Here is a 15349-nt window from a genome sequence, read left to right on the forward strand (position 1 = left end):
TTCAAGCTCCCTTTGGGCCTTTCGACCAATCATTCACCACATCGAAAAATGCGTCGATCATGGCCAGATCCTTGACGCCCGGCGCGCTTTCGACACCGGACGACAAATCTATGCCGCTCGCCCTGGTTTCCGCCAGAGCCTCGGCGACGTTGTCCTTATTCAGCCCTCCGGAAAGCATGTAATCAATACTTCCGTCAAGAGAGCGCAGGATAGTCCAGTCGAAGGAAACGCCGTTACCGCCGGGCAGATCGGAACCGGCGGGCGCCTTGGCATCCAGCAGGAAACGGTCGGCTATGCCAATATAGGGATCGATTTTGGCAAGATCAGCGGCATCGCGAATGGAAAGAGCCTTCATCACCGGCAGACCATACAACGCCTTGATGTTCAACAACCGTTCCGGGCTTTCACTGCCGTGCAGTTGCAGGATATCCGGTTTTACGAGATCGACGATTTCATCGAGATAATCATTGTCAGCATTGACGGTGACGGCAACGACCTTGGCAGCCCCGCGAGCGGCCTCCGCCAGCCTGCCGGCGATATCCGGCTCGATGTTGCGCGGGCTTTTTTCAAAGAAGATAAAACCGACATGGGACGCACCGCGCCTGACGGCGCGTTCCAGCGTCTCCGGTGTCTTCAATCCGCAAATCTTGATATCCGGTTTCATACCCGCGACCTGACATGAAATGCGATGAGAGTCGAGCCAAATCGCATTCGTCTATGGAATGTTTCACGTGAATCCAGATGGCGATCAATGCCTCCGGTTTCAATCGAAATCGATGGCGTGGAGTTTAGATCCATGGCGTTTCAGCCAGCCCTTGGCTTCTTCCGTGTGCGGGCAGAGCTTTTCACACAGAGCCCAGAATTTCGGGCCATGGTTCATTTCCCTGAGATGCGCGACCTCGTGGGCGGCTAGATAATCGATGACCTTTTCCGGGGCCATGACGATGCGCCAGGAGAAACTCAGATTTCCATCGTGAGAACAGGAACCCCAACGACTGCGGGTGTCCTTCATGCTGATGGATCGCACCGGCCGGCCGGCAGCGGTTGCATGAACCGCAACCAGTCTCTCCAGATCGGCCTTGGCTTCTTTCTTTAGAAAAGTCGCCACCCGTCTGCGCAGATTTTCGGGTGCGCCGCTAACTCTCAAAACGGCAGCACCATTGGCATCTTTGGAAATATGGGTCAGGCCGCGCAAGCTGCCGGTGTAGTCTATGCGGTGGGATATGCCGCGAATATCGATGCTCGAACCACCGCGCAAACCCTCATCGGGGCTGACATTCAAAAGCTTATTTTCAAGCCAACCCTGATGCCTCTCGAGAAAATCATCAACCTGGCCGTGGTGAAGTCCCATCGGGATCGTCAGCTTCAGTGCCCGGCCACCGGGTTCAATACGCAGGGTAATGCGGGTGGCGCGCGGGTTTTCCCTTACCGTGATCGGCACCTGTCTGCCCGCCACGGCGACAGTGCGCTGGCTGGGTGCGGCCTTTTTGGCCGCCGGCGATTTCACGGATTTTCCGAAGAGCGAAAACATGCGCTGTTCATAGCCGATTCGCCAGCGGTTTGGCCATGCAAATGCGCAGCACCGTCTGCTGTCTCACCCTATGCGGTCTGGTGTTTGCGGATGAAATCCAGCATGCGCGGCACGATTTCCTTGCGGAACCGCGAACCGTTGAAGACACCATAATGGCCGACATCGGGTTGCATATAGTGCGCGCGTTTTTCATCGGGGATGTTGCGGCAGAGATCATGGGCGGCCTTTGTCTGACCGACGCCGGAAATATCGTCATTCTCACCTTCCACAGTGAACAATGCGACATTGCGAATAGCTGCGGGATCGACCGCCCTACCCATATGCACCATTGTTCCCTTCGGAAGCGCATGTTCGATGAAGACGGTTTCCACCGTCTGCAGATAGAACTCCGCCGTCAAATCCATGACGGCCAGGTATTCATCGTAAAATTCCCGATGTTTCTCGGCGGAATCGCCGTCATTCTTGACGAGGTTGAGGTAAAAATCCTTATGCGCCGTCATGTGCTTGTCGAGGTTCATGGACATGAAACCGGACAGTTGCAGGAAGCCGGGATAGACATTCCTGCCGAAAGCAGGCTGTGGCCACGGCACCTGCATGACGACATTGTCGCGGAACCATTCGATGGGCTTGGCCTTGGCAAGATCATTGACGGCGGTGGGATTGATGCGCGTATCGATCGGCCCGCCCATCAGCGCCATGGATGACGGCGTGAAACGATCTCCATCCGCTTCCATCAGCGAAACGGCGGCCAGAACCGGCACCGACGGCTGACACACAGCGACTACATGCGTGCCCGGGCCAATCTGCCGCAACATCTCAATGACATAGCTGATGTAATCGTCGAGATCGAAAGTCCCCTCACTCACAGGCACTGTGCGGGCATCGGTCCAATCGGTGATGTAGATATCCGCTGAAGGCAACAGGGCCTCTACCGTTCCACGCAGCAGGGTGGCGTAGTGACCGGACATCGGCGCCACCAGCAGCACCTTGGGATCGGACTGGCGGGCCGCATCGAGTTCTCTTCTGAAATGAACGAGATTGCAGAACGGACGCGACCAGACGATCTCTTCGGTAACAGTGACGGTCTGACCGTCAACAGTCGTGCTGCCAAGACCGAATTCCGGTTTGACATATCGGCGGGTCAGGCGCTCGAACACCTCAAAACCGGCATCGAGGCTACGGCCAAAGGCGGTACTTGAAAGCGGGTTGAGTGGGTTGTTGCAGGCCTGGCGCATCATATCGGCACCGGCGCGCAGCGGCATCATGGCCGCATGGTTCATTTCATAAAGATGGTAGAACACTGATGACGCCTCCCTGCGGATCAAGCTCTTTTTTTGGAGCATAGCAGCTTTTCGCAAGTGCACAAAATCGAAGACGCCGGCAGTTTCCCACCGGCGCCTCAATTTCAGTTGAATGCCTGCCGATGATCAGATGTCGGCGACGAAAGTCTGCTTCTGGGTGCCGAGGGCTTCAATGCCGAGCTCCACGACATCGCCAGCCTTCAGATAACGCGGCGGCTTCTGACCCATACCGACTCCCGGAGGTGTGCCCGTAGAAATGACGTCGCCGGGATGCAGAGACATGAACTGGCTGAGATAGGAAACCACATGGGCGACGCCGTAAACCATGGTATTGCTGGAACCGTCCTGCATGGTCTGGCCGTTCACCTTCAGCCACATGCCGAGGTTCTGCGGATTCGCGACTTCGTCCTTGGTCACCAGCCATGGGCCGATCGGTCCAAAGGTGTCGCAGGACTTGCCCTTGGTCCATTGTCCGGCACGCTCCGTCTGGAAGGCGCGTTCGGAAACGTCGTGGGAAACGCAATAGCCGGCGACATAGTCAAGGGCATCCGCTTCGGAGACATATTTGGCGGTCTTGCCGATGACGACGCCAAGCTCGACTTCCCAGTCGGTCTTTTCAGAGCCGCGCGGAATGGTGACGTCATCGTTCGGACCGACGATGGCCGAGGTCGCCTTCATGAAAATGACAGGCTCCGGCGGTACGGTCGCACCTGTTTCGGCAGCATGGTCGGAGAAATTGAGGCCGATGCAGATGAATTTTCCGGTTCCCGCAACGCAGGCGCCGATACGCTCTTCGTTCAGAACGGGCAAGGTGGCGAGGTCGATCGCGGCAATCTTCTTGAGCCCTTCGGGAGAGATGGCGTCGCCGCCAATGTCTTTCACGTGGGCGGACAGATCGCGGACTTTTCCTTCCGCGTCGAGAATGGCAGGCTTTTCCTGGCCGTGCTGGCCAACGCGCATCAATTTCATGGAACTCTCTCCCGGTTGTCAGACAAGATGATGCATATATGAACGATGCATTCATCCTTGTCACCCCTTGACTGCTCCCACTTTCGAAAAATACCTTTTCCTTCCCGGCAATCAAAAGGACATGGCCCGTGACGAACAGCAATTCCCGGCAATCCGAATATCCCGTCGATCCCCTCTTTCTCGATCGCTGGTCTCCGCGCGCCTTCGATGGCAGCGCCATATCACAGGAACATCTGCTGACCATTCTGGATGCGGCCCACTGGGCGCCCTCGGCATCCAACCTGCAGCCATGGCGATTTGTCTATGCTCATAAGGACAGTGAAGACTGGCCGCTCTTCGTGGAGCTCCTCATGGAAGGAAACCAGCGCTGGGCAAAAAATGCCTCGGTTCTGCTGTTCGTCGTTTCCCGGGGCTACAATGTCTCCCGCGAAGGCGAGAAAAAACCGTCCGCAACCCATTCCTTCGATGCCGGTGCTGCATGGTTTTCACTCGCCATGCAGGCGCATCTGCTTGGTTATCATGCCCACGGCATGGGCGGCATCCTGAAGGACAGGATCGTTGAGGCGCTGGATATTCCTGAAGGCTACAAGGTGGAAGCCGGGATCGCCATCGGTACGCTGACTGACAGCTCCGTCCTCCCGGACGATCTGGCGGAAAGGGAAGTGCCGAGCAAGCGCATCCCCCTATCGGAGGTAGCTTTCGAAGGGCGGTTCACCGGCAAGATCGATTGATAGCAGGCAATTCAGAAACAAAAGGCCCGGCGATTATCGATCGCCGGGCCTTTTGTTAAAGTTTCGTTTCACGTGAATCGTCACGCGAGACGCTCCACAGGATTAGATGTCGAGATTGGCAACGTTCAGAGCGTTTTCCTGAATGAAGTCGCGGCGCGGCTCCACTTCGTCACCCATCAAGCGAGAAAACAGGCCGTCGGCATCGGTTGCATCGTTGACCCTGACCTGCAGCAGCGAGCGGACATTGGCGTCGAGCGTCGTTTCCCACAGCTGTTCGGCATTCATTTCACCGAGACCCTTATAACGCTGCATCGAAAGGCCCTTGCGGCCGGCGGCGAAAATAGCATCCAGAAGCGCGCGGGGGCCGGCCAGTTCCATGCTGCCGTCCTTACGTTGCAGAACCGGCGGCGTCACGTAGACGTCGCGCATCCGCACGGCAAGCTGATCGATATGACGGGCATCGGCCGAACCGAGCAGGCCCATATCCAGCGTCGAGACTTCCTTGACGCCACGCACCATACGCTCGAAGCGCAAACCGCCATCTTCCAGCACGGCGCCGGACCAACCACGTTCGGTTTCTTCAGCGATCATGTCGAGGCGGCGGGCCACCTCGGTCACGGTTTCTTCTGCGCGGGCGGCATTGGCCGAAAGCTCCGGGTTCAATGCGCCGGCAATGGCGGCCTGTTCCACGACCGAGCGGTTGTAGCGGGAATGCAGGCCATCGATCAGCATGCGCAAGCGCAGCGCATCCAGAATGGCTTCGCGAAGATCGGCGCCGACCCGGACTTCTCCGGAACCCAGCGTCAGTGACGCTTCCTCGAGGCCCATGGAGATGAGGTATTCTTCCAGCGCCTTCTCGTCCTTGAGGTACTGCACGGATTTACCGCGCGTCACCTTATAAAGCGGCGGCTGGGCGATATAGAGATGGCCACGCTCGATCAGTTCCGGCATCTGACGGAAGAAGAAGGTCAACAGCAGGGTACGGATATGGGCGCCGTCGACGTCAGCATCCGTCATGATGATGATCTTGTGGTAACGCAGCTTGTCGGCATTGAACTCGTCCTTGCCGATCGACGTTCCGAGCGCGGTAATCAGCGTACCGATTTCCTGGCTGGACAACATCTTGTCGAAACGGGCGCGCTCGACGTTCAGGATCTTGCCACGCAACGGCAGGATGGCCTGCGTTTCACGCGAGCGGCCCTGCTTGGCGGAACCGCCGGCGGAGTCGCCCTCGACGAGAAAGAGTTCGGATTTCGCCGGATCGCGCTCGGAGCAGTCGGCCAGCTTGCCGGGCAAAGAAGCAATATCGAGCGCACCCTTACGACGCGTCAGTTCGCGCGCCTTGCGGGCGGCTTCGCGGGCGACTGCCGCTTCCACCACCTTGCCGACGAGGATTTTCGCTTCCGAAGGGTGCTCCTCCAGCCAGGTGGACAGGGCTTCGTTGACGAGGCTTTCCACGACCGGGCGCACTTCGGACGAAACGAGCTTGTCCTTCGTCTGCGAAGAGAACTTGGGGTCGGGAACCTTGACCGAGAGAATGGCCGTCAAGCCTTCGCGGCAGTCCTCGCCCTGCAAGCTTACCTTTTCCCTTTTCATGATGCCTGACGTATCGGCATAGGAGGTGACCTGACGGGTGAGTGCTGCACGGAAACCAGCCATATGGGTGCCACCATCGCGCTGGGGAATGTTGTTGGTGAAGCAGAGCACATTCTCGTGGTAGCTGTCATTCCACCACAGCGCGACTTCGACGGTGATACCATCCTTCTCGCTGTGAATGGTGATGGGTTTGTCCACCAGCGGCTTCTTGGCGCGGTCCAGATAACGGACGAAGGCCTCAAGCCCGCCGTCATACAGCAATTCCTGCTGCTTGACATCCGAATGGCGTTTGTCGGTGAGCAGGATGCGAACGCCGGAGTTCAAGAACGCAAGTTCGCGCAGACGGTGTTCCAGCGTGCCGTAATCATACTCCGTCATGGTGAAGGTTTCAGGGCTTGCAAGGAAGGTGACTTCCGTGCCGGAGCGGCCTTCATATTCGCCAATCACCGAGAGCGGTGCATCGGCGACACCATGGGTGAAGCCGATTTCGTGCAGCTTGCCGTTACGGCGGATTCTGAGCTTCAGCCAGACGGAAAGCGCGTTGACCACCGAGACGCCCACGCCATGCAGACCGCCGGATACCTTGTAGGAATTCTGGTCGAATTTTCCGCCCGCATGCAGCTGGGTCATGATGACTTCGGCAGCGGAAACACCTTCGGAAGAGTGAATGGCGGTCGGAATGCCGCGGCCGTTATCCGTCACCGTCACCGATCCATCGGCGTTGAGCGTCACCGTCACCAGATCGGCATGTCCGGCAAGCGCCTCGTCGATGGCGTTGTCAACCACTTCATAGACCATGTGGTGCAGGCCGGAACCGTCATCGGTATCGCCGATATACATGCCGGGCCGCTTGCGCACGGCATCAAGACCCTTGAGGACCTTGATCGAATCGGCTCCGTATTCAGTGTCCACGCCGACTTCGCTTGACGATGTTTCGGTCATAAGTACTCTTTCCAAAGTTTCCTGGCCAGGTTTTCCAGTGAGAAGGCCTGAAGCCAGCGAATCACTCAAATCCGACATACGACTATAGAAATTCTACACCCAATCCCAAAGGCCGCATGCTTCAGGATGCTGCATAAAGCAGGGGATAGAGGGGGTTTCAATCGCAAGAACGGCTTTTTTGCAGCACCGCTGACAGTTCCTCTATCATACTCGGCGACAGCTTGCGAATATCACGTGCCAGCCGGTTGGCGAAAGCCGTATATTCCGGTGGCAGGCCCACCGTATCGATCACCACTTTCGGGTCGGATGAACCTGCGAGAAAGAACAATTCCTCAGCTTCATCCCAGATGATATTGAAATATCCGGCAATGCGCTGGAGCCGATCAAAACTCGGCTTGCCGCGTTTGCCGTGCTCAAGCGCCGAGAGATAGGCTGGCGACACGCCTATTGCCTCCGCCATCTGCTTCTGCGTCACGCCCTTGCGTTCGCGGAGTTGCCGCACGGCCTGCGCAAACGGTGTCATGATTTTTCACCCCGCCGGCGCGCCAGCCGCACATAAAGTGCGCCGTCGCCGCCATGATTGGCGGATGCGTCCTCGTAGGACGAAATCAGGTGGCGATATTCCGGTTTGGAAAACCACATGGGCACCGCTCTTTTCAGCGCGCCGTCGCTGCCGATCGAGCGCCCCTTGCCGGTGATGACGAGCACGTGCCTGAGACCCCGTTCATGCGCACGCAACAGAAAATCGAGCAACACCGCATGGGCTTCGCTCTGAAACATGCCATGCAGATCGATCCGGCCCTCCAGCGGCAATCGGCCACGGGTCAGCTTGCGTTTGACGGGCTTTTCCATCGGCTGATGAATTTTCGGCTTCTTGTCCGACGTTGCCGGCGGCACATCAACCGGCTCGGCAAGCATGCGCGGAAAAAGGCTGTTGCCGGGTTGCGGGATAACGGGCTCCAACGGGGCCTCTTCCATGTCATCGAAAGCCAGCAAATCTTCCAGCCTGCCGGAAATAGGCCGCGCGGTTCTTGCGACCTTGCCCCACAGAATGCGTTCTTCCTTGCCGAGCTTGCGACTGCCTTTCATCGCCGATACCTTTCCGCAGCAATGTGCGGCAACAGTATATAAAAATCGGCGTCATTGCGCACCGTACCGGCAAGCTCTCCCGCTTCGAAACCGGAGCCGGTGAAAATATCGCCGCGCGCCGGGCCGACGATGGCCGAGCCGGTATCGAGCGCCAGCATCAACCGGGCAAAGGGTTTTCCGTCATCCAGATGCGTCAGGGACGGCGCATGGATGAAAAAGGGGAAACCGAAGGTGTGAATAAGCCTGTCCACGGCGAGCGAACGCCCGGAAACCAGCGGCACCTTGGCGGCCGCAATCGGTCCCATATCCAGATCGGCGACATCCGCCTCGCGGAAAAAAATGAAGGAGCGGTTGTGCCACAGCACCTCATCCACCTCATCCGGGTGGTCAGCAAGCCACTTGCGGATCGTCTGCATCGAAACCGTCTTCGGATCCAGCACACCGCGATCCAGAAGCAGCCGGCCTATCGGTGAAAACGGATGCCCGGCCTTGGCCGCATAGGTCATGCGTTTTACTGTGCCATCCGGAAATACCAGACGGGCCGCACCCTGTACGTGGACGAAAAACAGGTCGACCTTCGATTTCGCCCAGGCGATCTCAAGACCCCTGCCCTCGAGATATCCCTCATCGATCGCCCGGCGATCGGGAAAATAGGAAATACCGCGCTCGTCCGATTTTCCGAAAGCGTAGGACGGATCGAAACTGGCGGGACGATTGTCGTCGCCGATATCCACCAGCTCCGGCGGCCGGCGGTAGATCGGATAACGCCAGACATCATCACGAACGGATGACACTTCCAGTTCCGGTTCATAGAAGGCGGTTACAAAACCACTTTTTCCTCCAGGCGGAGAAATTTTAAAGGGTACACAATTCGTCTCGAAGAAGCGGCGGGCCTGTTCCGGACTGACCCCATCCTCATCATCGACCGTTTCCAAAAGAGAAACCAGCTCAGCCGCGGTCAGCCCCAGCGCACCGCTCCTGTAAGGCTTTGCATTCCGGAGATGCGACAGAACCGTCCGCATCGCCGGAAAAAGCTTGCCCGGATCGTCTTCCCGCCAACCGGGCAGGTCTTGGAAAGCAACTTCCTCAATCGAAAAGGGCGCGGTCATTGCTCGGATTCGGTGGCGATCAGCTTCCAGTTCGGATCGCGCGAGCGCATGTCACGCGAGAAGGTCCAGATATCGTCCACTTCCGCAACCGTATCCGGGTCGCCATCCACCAGCTTGCCGTCCTTGTCATAGGTTGCCGAAATCAGCTGGCTGACGATCCTCAACGTGATCTGCACCTCGGAATCGCGAATGCCTGCCTGGGTGATATCGGCCTTCTCGATACCCACGAAAGTGGATTTCACGACTTCGCCGCGACTTTCGCGTTCGGAGATCGCAGCCTCGAAGCCCTCAAACACCTCTTTCGACAAAAGGTTCTTGAGGGTATTTCGGTCGCCATCGGCAAAACCCATGACGATCATTTCATAGGCCATGCGAGCACCGTTCAGGAATTCCTTCGGCCGGAACGTCGGATCCTTGGTCATCACCTCGCGCAGGGACGCATTCAGGGAAGAATCCACAGGCGCCAGAGCATCCGCCTCGGCAAAGGGATTTTCATCCTCGGTCTCACCGCGTTTCGGCAGAGTCACGACCTTGTTATCGTCCGTGACAGGGCCTTTCGCGACATCGCGCGGGCTATAGGGATCAAATGGCGGTTTCTCATTGCCCGTTCGGCGACCGAGAACACTGCGCAACTGAAGGAATATCAGCACCGCCGCAACGAGAAAAAACAATGTGATAAAGTCGCTAAAGCCCATCTTTTACCAAAACCGCCATTTAAATTCGAAAACCACACCATCATATAGTCTGCATCTTATCATCATTCAAATGTGCAGATTCAATCATCGGTGTTCCGGGGGTGCCCCAGGAACCAGCAATCTGCCAGAGATGCACACGCAAGGCTAGAAGATGCGTTTTTCCTTTCTCCCCATTGTCATCCTGATGATGCCCATTCTCGAAATTGCCGGCTTCATCATCGTCGGCAAAGCGATCGGCCTCTGGCTGACCCTGGCGCTCGTTCTCTTCACGTCGTTTCTCGGATTACTCATCCTGCGTCTCGGCGGTATCGGCATGGTGAGAAATCTTCAGGATGCGGGACGCAGCGGCGCCCAGCCGGCAGACGAACTGGTTAATGGCGCCATGCGGGTCGTTGCCGGGATCCTGCTTATCATCCCCGGTTTCATCACTGACATCCTCGGCCTTCTGCTTCTGTCGACAACGGTGCGACGCTTTTTCTGGAAGGCTTTCGGACCGCGTGTCGTCGTGGCGGGTTCGTTCCGCCAATCTGGCCGGCAATCTGGCCATCAGACCGGTCCCCAACAGGGAGACTATTCCGAGTTCCGCAATGGTCCGGGACGTGCGGGCAATTCGAAGGTGGTCGATCTGGACGAGGAGGAGTTTCACCGCGAAGAGGAGAAGGGCTCCCCATGGTCGCGCAAGCCGGATGATCGCGATCTGCCCAAACCCTGACCGACCCTCAAAACCGATATAGAGGCCCAATCACGAAGGGTTGTAAGGCCCCGGTCGAAATGATAGACCGCCATCCACGAATTCACGCCGCGAGGAAACGTAATGACCGCTGAAAATGGTGCACAGGGCGCAGTTAGTCCTTCCCTCAACATTCTTACCCAGTACATCAAAGACCTTTCCTTTGAAAATCCGGGCGCACCTCGTTCGCTTCAGGCTCGTGACAACGCGCCGGCGATCAACATCAATGTCAACGTCAACGCAAACCCGATCTCCGGTTCGGATTTCGATGTTGTTCTGGCGCTGAACGCGGAAGCCAAGGATGGCGACAAAGTGCTGTTCGCGGCCGAACTGGTTTATGGCGGCGTGTTCCGCATTGCCGGTTTCCCGCAGGAACATATGCTGCCGGTGCTGTTCATCGAGTGCCCGCGCCTGCTGTTCCCCTTCGCCCGCCAGATCATCGCGGACGTTACCCGCAACGGCGGATTCCCGCCGCTGATGATTGACCCGATCGATTTCGCGCAGATGTTTTCGCAGCGCGTTGCCGAAGAGCAGGCCAGAGCCAAGGTTCAGGCCGTACCGAACTGAAGCACTTCAGAATTTCTGACAAAACAAAACCCGGGTTCTTCGCCCGGGTTTTTCTTTGCCTTCACTTTTCTTTTCCGGCATTTGATGTTTTCAGGTCTGAGCGAACCTTAATTTTGGTAACGGTTCCAGATCGCCTTGTCGCCCATGCCAAGAACGAGCTTGCCATGGGCCGCAACCGTCTCCGTATCCAGCCTTGACGCCAATGCCCTCGGCCTTTGAAGCGGCTCAAGCGACACATCATCCTCGATGATGACCGCTTCCTGCCTGGCGGCGGAACCGAAACCGAGCGCCGTCTGACGCCCGCCAATCATCTCGATATAGACTTCGGCAAGCAATTCGGAGTCGAGAAGCGCGCCGTGCTTGGTGCGGTGGGAATTGTCGATGCCATAACGCCGGCAAAGCGCATCAAGGGAATTGGGTCCCATCGGGTTCTTGCGACGGGCAAGCGAAAGCGTGTCCGTCACCAGATCGGCTGCCACAGGCTCAATGCCGAGACGGGCAAATTCGGCATTGATGAAACCCATATCGAATGTCGCATTATGCGCCACCCAACGGGCACCCTCGAAAAAATCACGAATCTGATCGACGACCTCGCCGAATTTCGGCTTGTCTTTCAGAAAGTCGTCGGTAATCCCGTGAACCGCAAGCGCGTCCGGGTGAACCTTGCGGTCTTCCGGGCTGATATAGAGATGCAGCGTGCGACCGGTCGGAAAATGGTTGATCAGCTCAATGCCGCCGATTTCGATCACACGATCCAGTTTCGATTCGAGGCCCGTGGTTTCCGTATCGAAAATGATCTCACGCATTATTCTCTCCGTCGCCCGTCTCGGCTAATCGCTGCAATATTTCTCTTACCTGATCCCGTGCCGCTTCGACACCATTTCCGCTATCGATGACGAAATCGGCGCGCTGACGTTTTTCGGCGTCGGGCATTTGCCGGGCCAAGATCATTTCAAATTTCTCTTGCGTCATGCCGGGCCGAGACAAAACCCGCTGCCGCTGTATGTCCGGCGCGCAACTCACCACCACTATTTTATCGACACGCTTCTCCGCCCCGGTTTCAAACAGCAGGGGAATATCGAGAAGGGCGAATTGCCGAGCCTCTTTCCTCGCCTCCACCAGAAAGGCTTCCTGCCTTTGTCGAACCAGCGGATGGACAATGGCCTCCAGTCTGCTGAAATTAGCCGGATTCTCTCGCAGGACTTCGGCAAGCCTCTGCCGATCCACCGCGCCGGAAATGGTGGTGCCGGGAAACGCAGCTTCGATCAGCGGAACGGCTTCTCCACGATAAAGCGCATGCACGACCTCGTCCGAATCGAGAACAGGAACGCCTTCTTCGGCAAACAGCTTCGCCGTCGTCGTTTTCCCCATTCCAATAGAGCCGGTAAGACCGATGACGATCATCAATGTTTCTCCATGTCCGCGATGATCAGGGAGCGGAGAGTTTCGTCAACCTCTGGCATTTCGCCGAACCATCGCTGGAAACCGGGTTTTGCCTGATGAAGCAACATGCCAAGGCCATCCACCGTTGACATGCCCTGCTCTTCCGCCATCTTCAGGATCGGCGTTTTTAACGGCACATAGACGATATCAGTCACAACGGCGTTGGCGGCAAGCGGCGAAAAATCGAGTTCAGGTGCTTCGGTGCCGTCCATGCCGAGCGATGTGGTGTTCACAAAAAGCCCGGCATCCTGCAGAACCTCATGAAGTGCCGCCTGGGGATGGGAAAAAACCCGAGGACCAAAACGGTCGGCCAGCTCCCGGGCACGTTCGACCGTACGGTTCAGAACGTGGATTTCGGCAATACCTCGATCGCGCAGGGACTGAATGACCGCCCGACTTGCGCCACCAGCGCCGAAAACGACCGCCCGGTCAGTCTTGTCCCAGCCGGGATGGCGCTCATCGAGATTGGAGACGAAACCATAACCATCCGTATTGGTGGCATGGAGCCTACCCTCTTCCACCCATATGGTGTTGGCGGCGCCTAGTTCTTCCGCCAGAGCATCGGGGCTGTCGGCTAAACTATAGGCCGCTTCCTTATGGGGAATGGTGATGTTGCCGCCAACCGCCGTACCCGGTTTGGCTTCCTTAAGAGCCGCGATGAAATTCGGGAAATCTTCCGGGGACACTTCTACAGCCTTATAGGAGCCGGCAATGTCGAATTTCTTCAACCAGTAGGAATGGATAATGGGTGAGCGTGAATGCTTGATCGGGTAACCGGCAACAAAGGCATTTATGGTTAATGTTTCACGTGAATCAGCCATCGATGACATCCATGTCGCGCAGTTTTGATAAAAGTGGCAGGAGCGGCAGGCCGAGAATCGTGAAATAATCCCCCTCTATCGAGGTAAATAGCTGGATTCCCTCCCCTTCGAGCTGATAAGCGCCGACGCTCGTCAGGGCGCTGTCACCCACCCGCTGCAAATGACGGGAGACGAATTCGGCGCTCAAAATCCGCACTGCAAGTTCCGCACTGGAAACCGTCTGCCATAGCACCTCACCGCCTTGGGTGAGAACAGCCGCGCTGTTCAGGCGATGAACCTTGCCGGACAATGACAGTAGATGCGCTTCAGCCTCGGCCATCGTCTTCGGCTTGTGATAAACCCGAGTGCCGAGCGCCATGGTCTGGTCGCATCCAAGAACCAGCGCCGCCGGATGCAGCTTGCTGACTGCAAGGGCCTTTGCCTTTGCCAGTTCCAGCGCCACTTCTTCCGGGCTCGCACCGTCTCGTTCCAGTTGCTCGTCGAGCGCACGCTCATCAATATCCGCTGGTATTGCCGAAAATGTCAGCCCCGCATTGCGCATCAGCATCTGGCGGGATGCACTGGACGAGGCGAGGATCAACTCTTGTTTCATCGACTGTCTGCTCCGAATGATGAGATTCGGATTATCGTGTCCTCGGACGAAGGGCAAGGATGGCAGCAGCCGTTTCCTCAATGGAGCGGCGTGTGACGTCGATCAGCGGCCAGTTGTTGCGGGCGCAGAGCGCGCGGGCATATTTCAGCTCTTCCATGATGGTGGCGCGATCCGTGTAACGGCCGCTGTCAAATCCGCCCGTCACACCCAGTTCCCGGTTTTCGCGCACCTGCGATATTCGGTCGGATGTTGCGACAAGACCGACGATCAGCGGACGGGTGGCAGCATAGAGGCTATCGGGCAGAGGCACATTGGGAACGACCGGGATGTTCGCAGTCTTTATTCCCCGGTTGGCGAGATAGATGCTGGTTGGGGTTTTTGACGTGCGGCTGATGCCGATGATGACAATATCGGCCTCGTCATAGGTTTCCGGCATTTGCCCGTCATCATGGTCCATGGCAAAATTGAGCGCTTCGATCCGCGCGAAATAATCGGCATTCAATACATGCTGCGCGCCCACTCGCCGTCTCGACGGCGCTCCAAGATAGGTCTGAAAGATACCGATGATCGGTTCAAGGACGTTAACGCAGGGCACTCCGATCGCATGGCAGCGCAGATCCAGGAACTCGGCCAGTTGCTGGTCGACGATGGTATAAAGAACAATGCCCGGTTCCTTGTCGATAAGATCCACGACCTGGCCGAGCTGTTTCTGGTTCCTGATCATCGGATAAACATGTTCCACCGGCATCGAGGCATGGAACTGGGCCGAGACCGCGCGACCCGCCGACATCAGAGTCTCTCCCGTTGAGTCCGAAATCAGGTGCAGATGGAAGAAGCTTTTTTTGTTCTCCACGCTGTTTTTCTCCCGCTGTTGATAAACCGGGACAAACTTCAAAATTGTCCTGAGGGCCGAGCCGCGACATGAATAAGGTGGTGTTTTTCCACAATCCGCAAGTGGCTGCAATCATCCCCGGCGCGCCTGTGAATTATTGGAAGAACGTCAAATTGTTCAAAATTGTCCCCAAATTATCCACAGATTGGGCGTTCTGAAGATACAATCTAAATTATTGAAATTATTTGAAAAATTTTCTTTTTCCAATTTACCTTGCACCACTCTGCCGGACAGTATTCACAGATGCTCAATGAACCTTGCGGCTGCGGCATTTCGACTGGAATGATTTTAATCCTTGCTACCCACAGACTCTAAGAAATAGAAAATCTTTTAAATCTCTT

17 protein-coding genes are annotated in these 15349 nt (G+C 56.8%); 3 read left to right on the forward strand and 14 right to left on the reverse strand.

Annotated elements, in window-relative coordinates; translation table 11 throughout:
• Position 1 precedes the first annotated feature (1 nt).
• The 4 genes from JZX89_RS18260 to JZX89_RS18275 all read right to left on the reverse strand — a co-directional run bounded on the left by JZX89_RS18260 (position 2) and on the right by JZX89_RS18275 (position 3801).
• Positions 2–664, reverse strand: coding sequence for a phosphoribosylanthranilate isomerase (locus tag JZX89_RS18260; protein ID WP_153515399.1), 663 nt, complete (start codon positions 662–664; stop codon positions 2–4).
• Positions 665–763: 99 nt separating this feature from the next.
• The gene (locus JZX89_RS18265; protein ID WP_149900340.1) at positions 764–1531 is read right to left on the reverse strand and encodes a M48 family metallopeptidase; all 768 of its coding nucleotides are present in this window, start codon (positions 1529–1531) and stop codon (positions 764–766) included.
• Between the two features lie 68 nt (positions 1532–1599).
• Complete coding sequence (locus JZX89_RS18270; protein ID WP_369809567.1) at positions 1600–2832, reverse strand: polyhydroxyalkanoate depolymerase; 1233 nt, start codon at positions 2830–2832, stop codon at positions 1600–1602.
• 126 nt (positions 2833–2958) lie between these two features.
• The gene (locus JZX89_RS18275) at positions 2959–3801 is read right to left on the reverse strand and encodes a fumarylacetoacetate hydrolase family protein (RefSeq protein WP_207134952.1); all 843 of its coding nucleotides are present in this window, start codon (positions 3799–3801) and stop codon (positions 2959–2961) included.
• A gap of 128 nt (positions 3802–3929) precedes the next feature.
• Here JZX89_RS18275 and JZX89_RS18280 point away from each other — a divergent pair, with 128 nt between their 5' ends.
• Positions 3930–4532, forward strand: coding sequence for a nitroreductase family protein (locus JZX89_RS18280; protein WP_207134953.1), 603 nt, complete (start codon positions 3930–3932; stop codon positions 4530–4532).
• Positions 4533–4634: 102 nt separating this feature from the next.
• Here JZX89_RS18280 and gyrB read toward each other — a convergent pair whose 3' ends face one another.
• The 5 genes from gyrB to JZX89_RS18305 all read right to left on the reverse strand — a co-directional run bounded on the left by gyrB (position 4635) and on the right by JZX89_RS18305 (position 9963).
• Positions 4635–7070, reverse strand: coding sequence for a DNA topoisomerase (ATP-hydrolyzing) subunit B (gene gyrB, locus JZX89_RS18285; RefSeq protein WP_149900344.1), 2436 nt, complete (start codon positions 7068–7070; stop codon positions 4635–4637).
• Between the two features lie 157 nt (positions 7071–7227).
• Positions 7228–7593: a helix-turn-helix domain-containing protein gene (locus JZX89_RS18290; protein WP_149900345.1), complete on the reverse strand. Its 366-nt coding sequence runs from the start codon at positions 7591–7593 to the stop codon at positions 7228–7230.
• Positions 7590–8159 carry a Smr/MutS family protein gene (locus tag JZX89_RS18295; RefSeq protein WP_153515403.1) on the reverse strand — a complete coding sequence of 190 codons (570 nt, stop codon included), beginning with the start codon at positions 8157–8159 and terminating at the stop codon, positions 7590–7592. The genes JZX89_RS18290 and JZX89_RS18295 overlap by 4 nt, the downstream gene beginning before the upstream one ends.
• The gene (mltA, locus tag JZX89_RS18300) at positions 8156–9268 is read right to left on the reverse strand and encodes a murein transglycosylase A (RefSeq protein WP_207134954.1); all 1113 of its coding nucleotides are present in this window, start codon (positions 9266–9268) and stop codon (positions 8156–8158) included. Before mltA ends, JZX89_RS18295 begins: the two co-directional genes overlap by 4 nt.
• Entirely contained in the window at positions 9265–9963 is a 699-nt protein-coding gene (locus tag JZX89_RS18305) for a Tim44/TimA family putative adaptor protein (RefSeq protein ID WP_149900348.1), read from the reverse strand. The genes mltA and JZX89_RS18305 overlap by 4 nt, the downstream gene beginning before the upstream one ends.
• A gap of 151 nt (positions 9964–10114) precedes the next feature.
• Between JZX89_RS18305 and JZX89_RS18310 the strand changes: the two genes are divergently transcribed.
• Both JZX89_RS18310 and secB read left to right on the forward strand, forming a co-directional pair.
• Positions 10115–10675 (forward strand): FxsA family protein, encoded by a 561-nt coding sequence (locus JZX89_RS18310; RefSeq protein ID WP_207134955.1) that lies wholly within the window; start codon positions 10115–10117, stop codon positions 10673–10675.
• A 102-nt stretch (positions 10676–10777) separates the two neighbouring features.
• Positions 10778–11260 carry a protein-export chaperone SecB gene (secB, locus tag JZX89_RS18315; protein ID WP_149900350.1) on the forward strand — a complete coding sequence of 161 codons (483 nt, stop codon included), beginning with the start codon at positions 10778–10780 and terminating at the stop codon, positions 11258–11260.
• Between the two features lie 107 nt (positions 11261–11367).
• Here the strand turns inward: secB and dnaQ are convergent, their stop codons facing one another.
• The 5 genes from dnaQ to JZX89_RS18340 are packed head-to-tail and all read right to left on the reverse strand — an operon-like array spanning position 11368 to position 14969.
• Positions 11368–12066, reverse strand: coding sequence for a DNA polymerase III subunit epsilon (gene dnaQ / locus JZX89_RS18320; RefSeq protein WP_153515406.1), 699 nt, complete (start codon positions 12064–12066; stop codon positions 11368–11370).
• Positions 12059–12664, reverse strand: a complete 606-nt coding sequence (gene coaE, locus JZX89_RS18325; protein WP_153515407.1) for a dephospho-CoA kinase — start codon at positions 12662–12664, stop codon at positions 12059–12061. Before coaE ends, dnaQ begins: the two co-directional genes overlap by 8 nt.
• Positions 12664–13524 carry a shikimate dehydrogenase gene (locus JZX89_RS18330; protein ID WP_153515408.1) on the reverse strand — a complete coding sequence of 287 codons (861 nt, stop codon included), beginning with the start codon at positions 13522–13524 and terminating at the stop codon, positions 12664–12666. Before JZX89_RS18330 ends, coaE begins: the two co-directional genes overlap by 1 nt.
• Positions 13517–14116: a Maf-like protein gene (locus JZX89_RS18335; RefSeq protein ID WP_153515409.1), complete on the reverse strand. Its 600-nt coding sequence runs from the start codon at positions 14114–14116 to the stop codon at positions 13517–13519. Before JZX89_RS18335 ends, JZX89_RS18330 begins: the two co-directional genes overlap by 8 nt.
• A 31-nt stretch (positions 14117–14147) precedes the next feature.
• Positions 14148–14969, reverse strand: a complete 822-nt coding sequence (locus JZX89_RS18340) for a pyruvate, water dikinase regulatory protein (protein WP_149900354.1) — start codon at positions 14967–14969, stop codon at positions 14148–14150.
• Positions 14970–15349 lie beyond the last annotated feature (380 nt).

It is taken from the genome of Agrobacterium burrii, from assembly GCF_017313405.1.
Classification (GTDB): domain Bacteria; phylum Pseudomonadota; class Alphaproteobacteria; order Rhizobiales; family Rhizobiaceae; genus Agrobacterium; species Agrobacterium burrii.

Bases quoted from the DNA above. Each gene is read 5' to 3' on its own strand.
- JZX89_RS18260 (WP_153515399.1), bottom strand. From the start codon at position 664: ATGAAACCGGATATCAAGATTTGCGGATTGAAGACACCGGAGACGCTG.
- JZX89_RS18265 (WP_149900340.1), bottom strand. From the start codon at position 1,531: ATGTTTTCGCTCTTCGGAAAATCCGTGAAATCGCCGGCGGCCAAAAAG.
- JZX89_RS18275 (WP_207134952.1), bottom strand. From the start codon at position 3,801: ATGAAATTGATGCGCGTTGGCCAGCACGGCCAGGAAAAGCCTGCCATT.
- gyrB (WP_149900344.1), bottom strand. From the start codon at position 7,070: ATGACCGAAACATCGTCAAGCGAAGTCGGCGTGGACACTGAATACGGA.
- JZX89_RS18290 (WP_149900345.1), bottom strand. From the start codon at position 7,593: ATGACACCGTTTGCGCAGGCCGTGCGGCAACTCCGCGAACGCAAGGGC.
- JZX89_RS18295 (WP_153515403.1), bottom strand. From the start codon at position 8,159: ATGAAAGGCAGTCGCAAGCTCGGCAAGGAAGAACGCATTCTGTGGGGC.
- mltA (WP_207134954.1), bottom strand. From the start codon at position 9,268: ATGACCGCGCCCTTTTCGATTGAGGAAGTTGCTTTCCAAGACCTGCCC.
- JZX89_RS18305 (WP_149900348.1), bottom strand. From the start codon at position 9,963: ATGGGCTTTAGCGACTTTATCACATTGTTTTTTCTCGTTGCGGCGGTG.
- JZX89_RS18310 (WP_207134955.1), top strand. From the start codon at position 10,115: ATGCGTTTTTCCTTTCTCCCCATTGTCATCCTGATGATGCCCATTCTC.
- secB (WP_149900350.1), top strand. From the start codon at position 10,778: ATGACCGCTGAAAATGGTGCACAGGGCGCAGTTAGTCCTTCCCTCAAC.
- dnaQ (WP_153515406.1), bottom strand. From the start codon at position 12,066: ATGCGTGAGATCATTTTCGATACGGAAACCACGGGCCTCGAATCGAAA.
- coaE (WP_153515407.1), bottom strand. From the start codon at position 12,664: ATGATCGTCATCGGTCTTACCGGCTCTATTGGAATGGGGAAAACGACG.
- JZX89_RS18330 (WP_153515408.1), bottom strand. From the start codon at position 13,524: ATGGCTGATTCACGTGAAACATTAACCATAAATGCCTTTGTTGCCGGT.
- JZX89_RS18335 (WP_153515409.1), bottom strand. From the start codon at position 14,116: ATGAAACAAGAGTTGATCCTCGCCTCGTCCAGTGCATCCCGCCAGATG.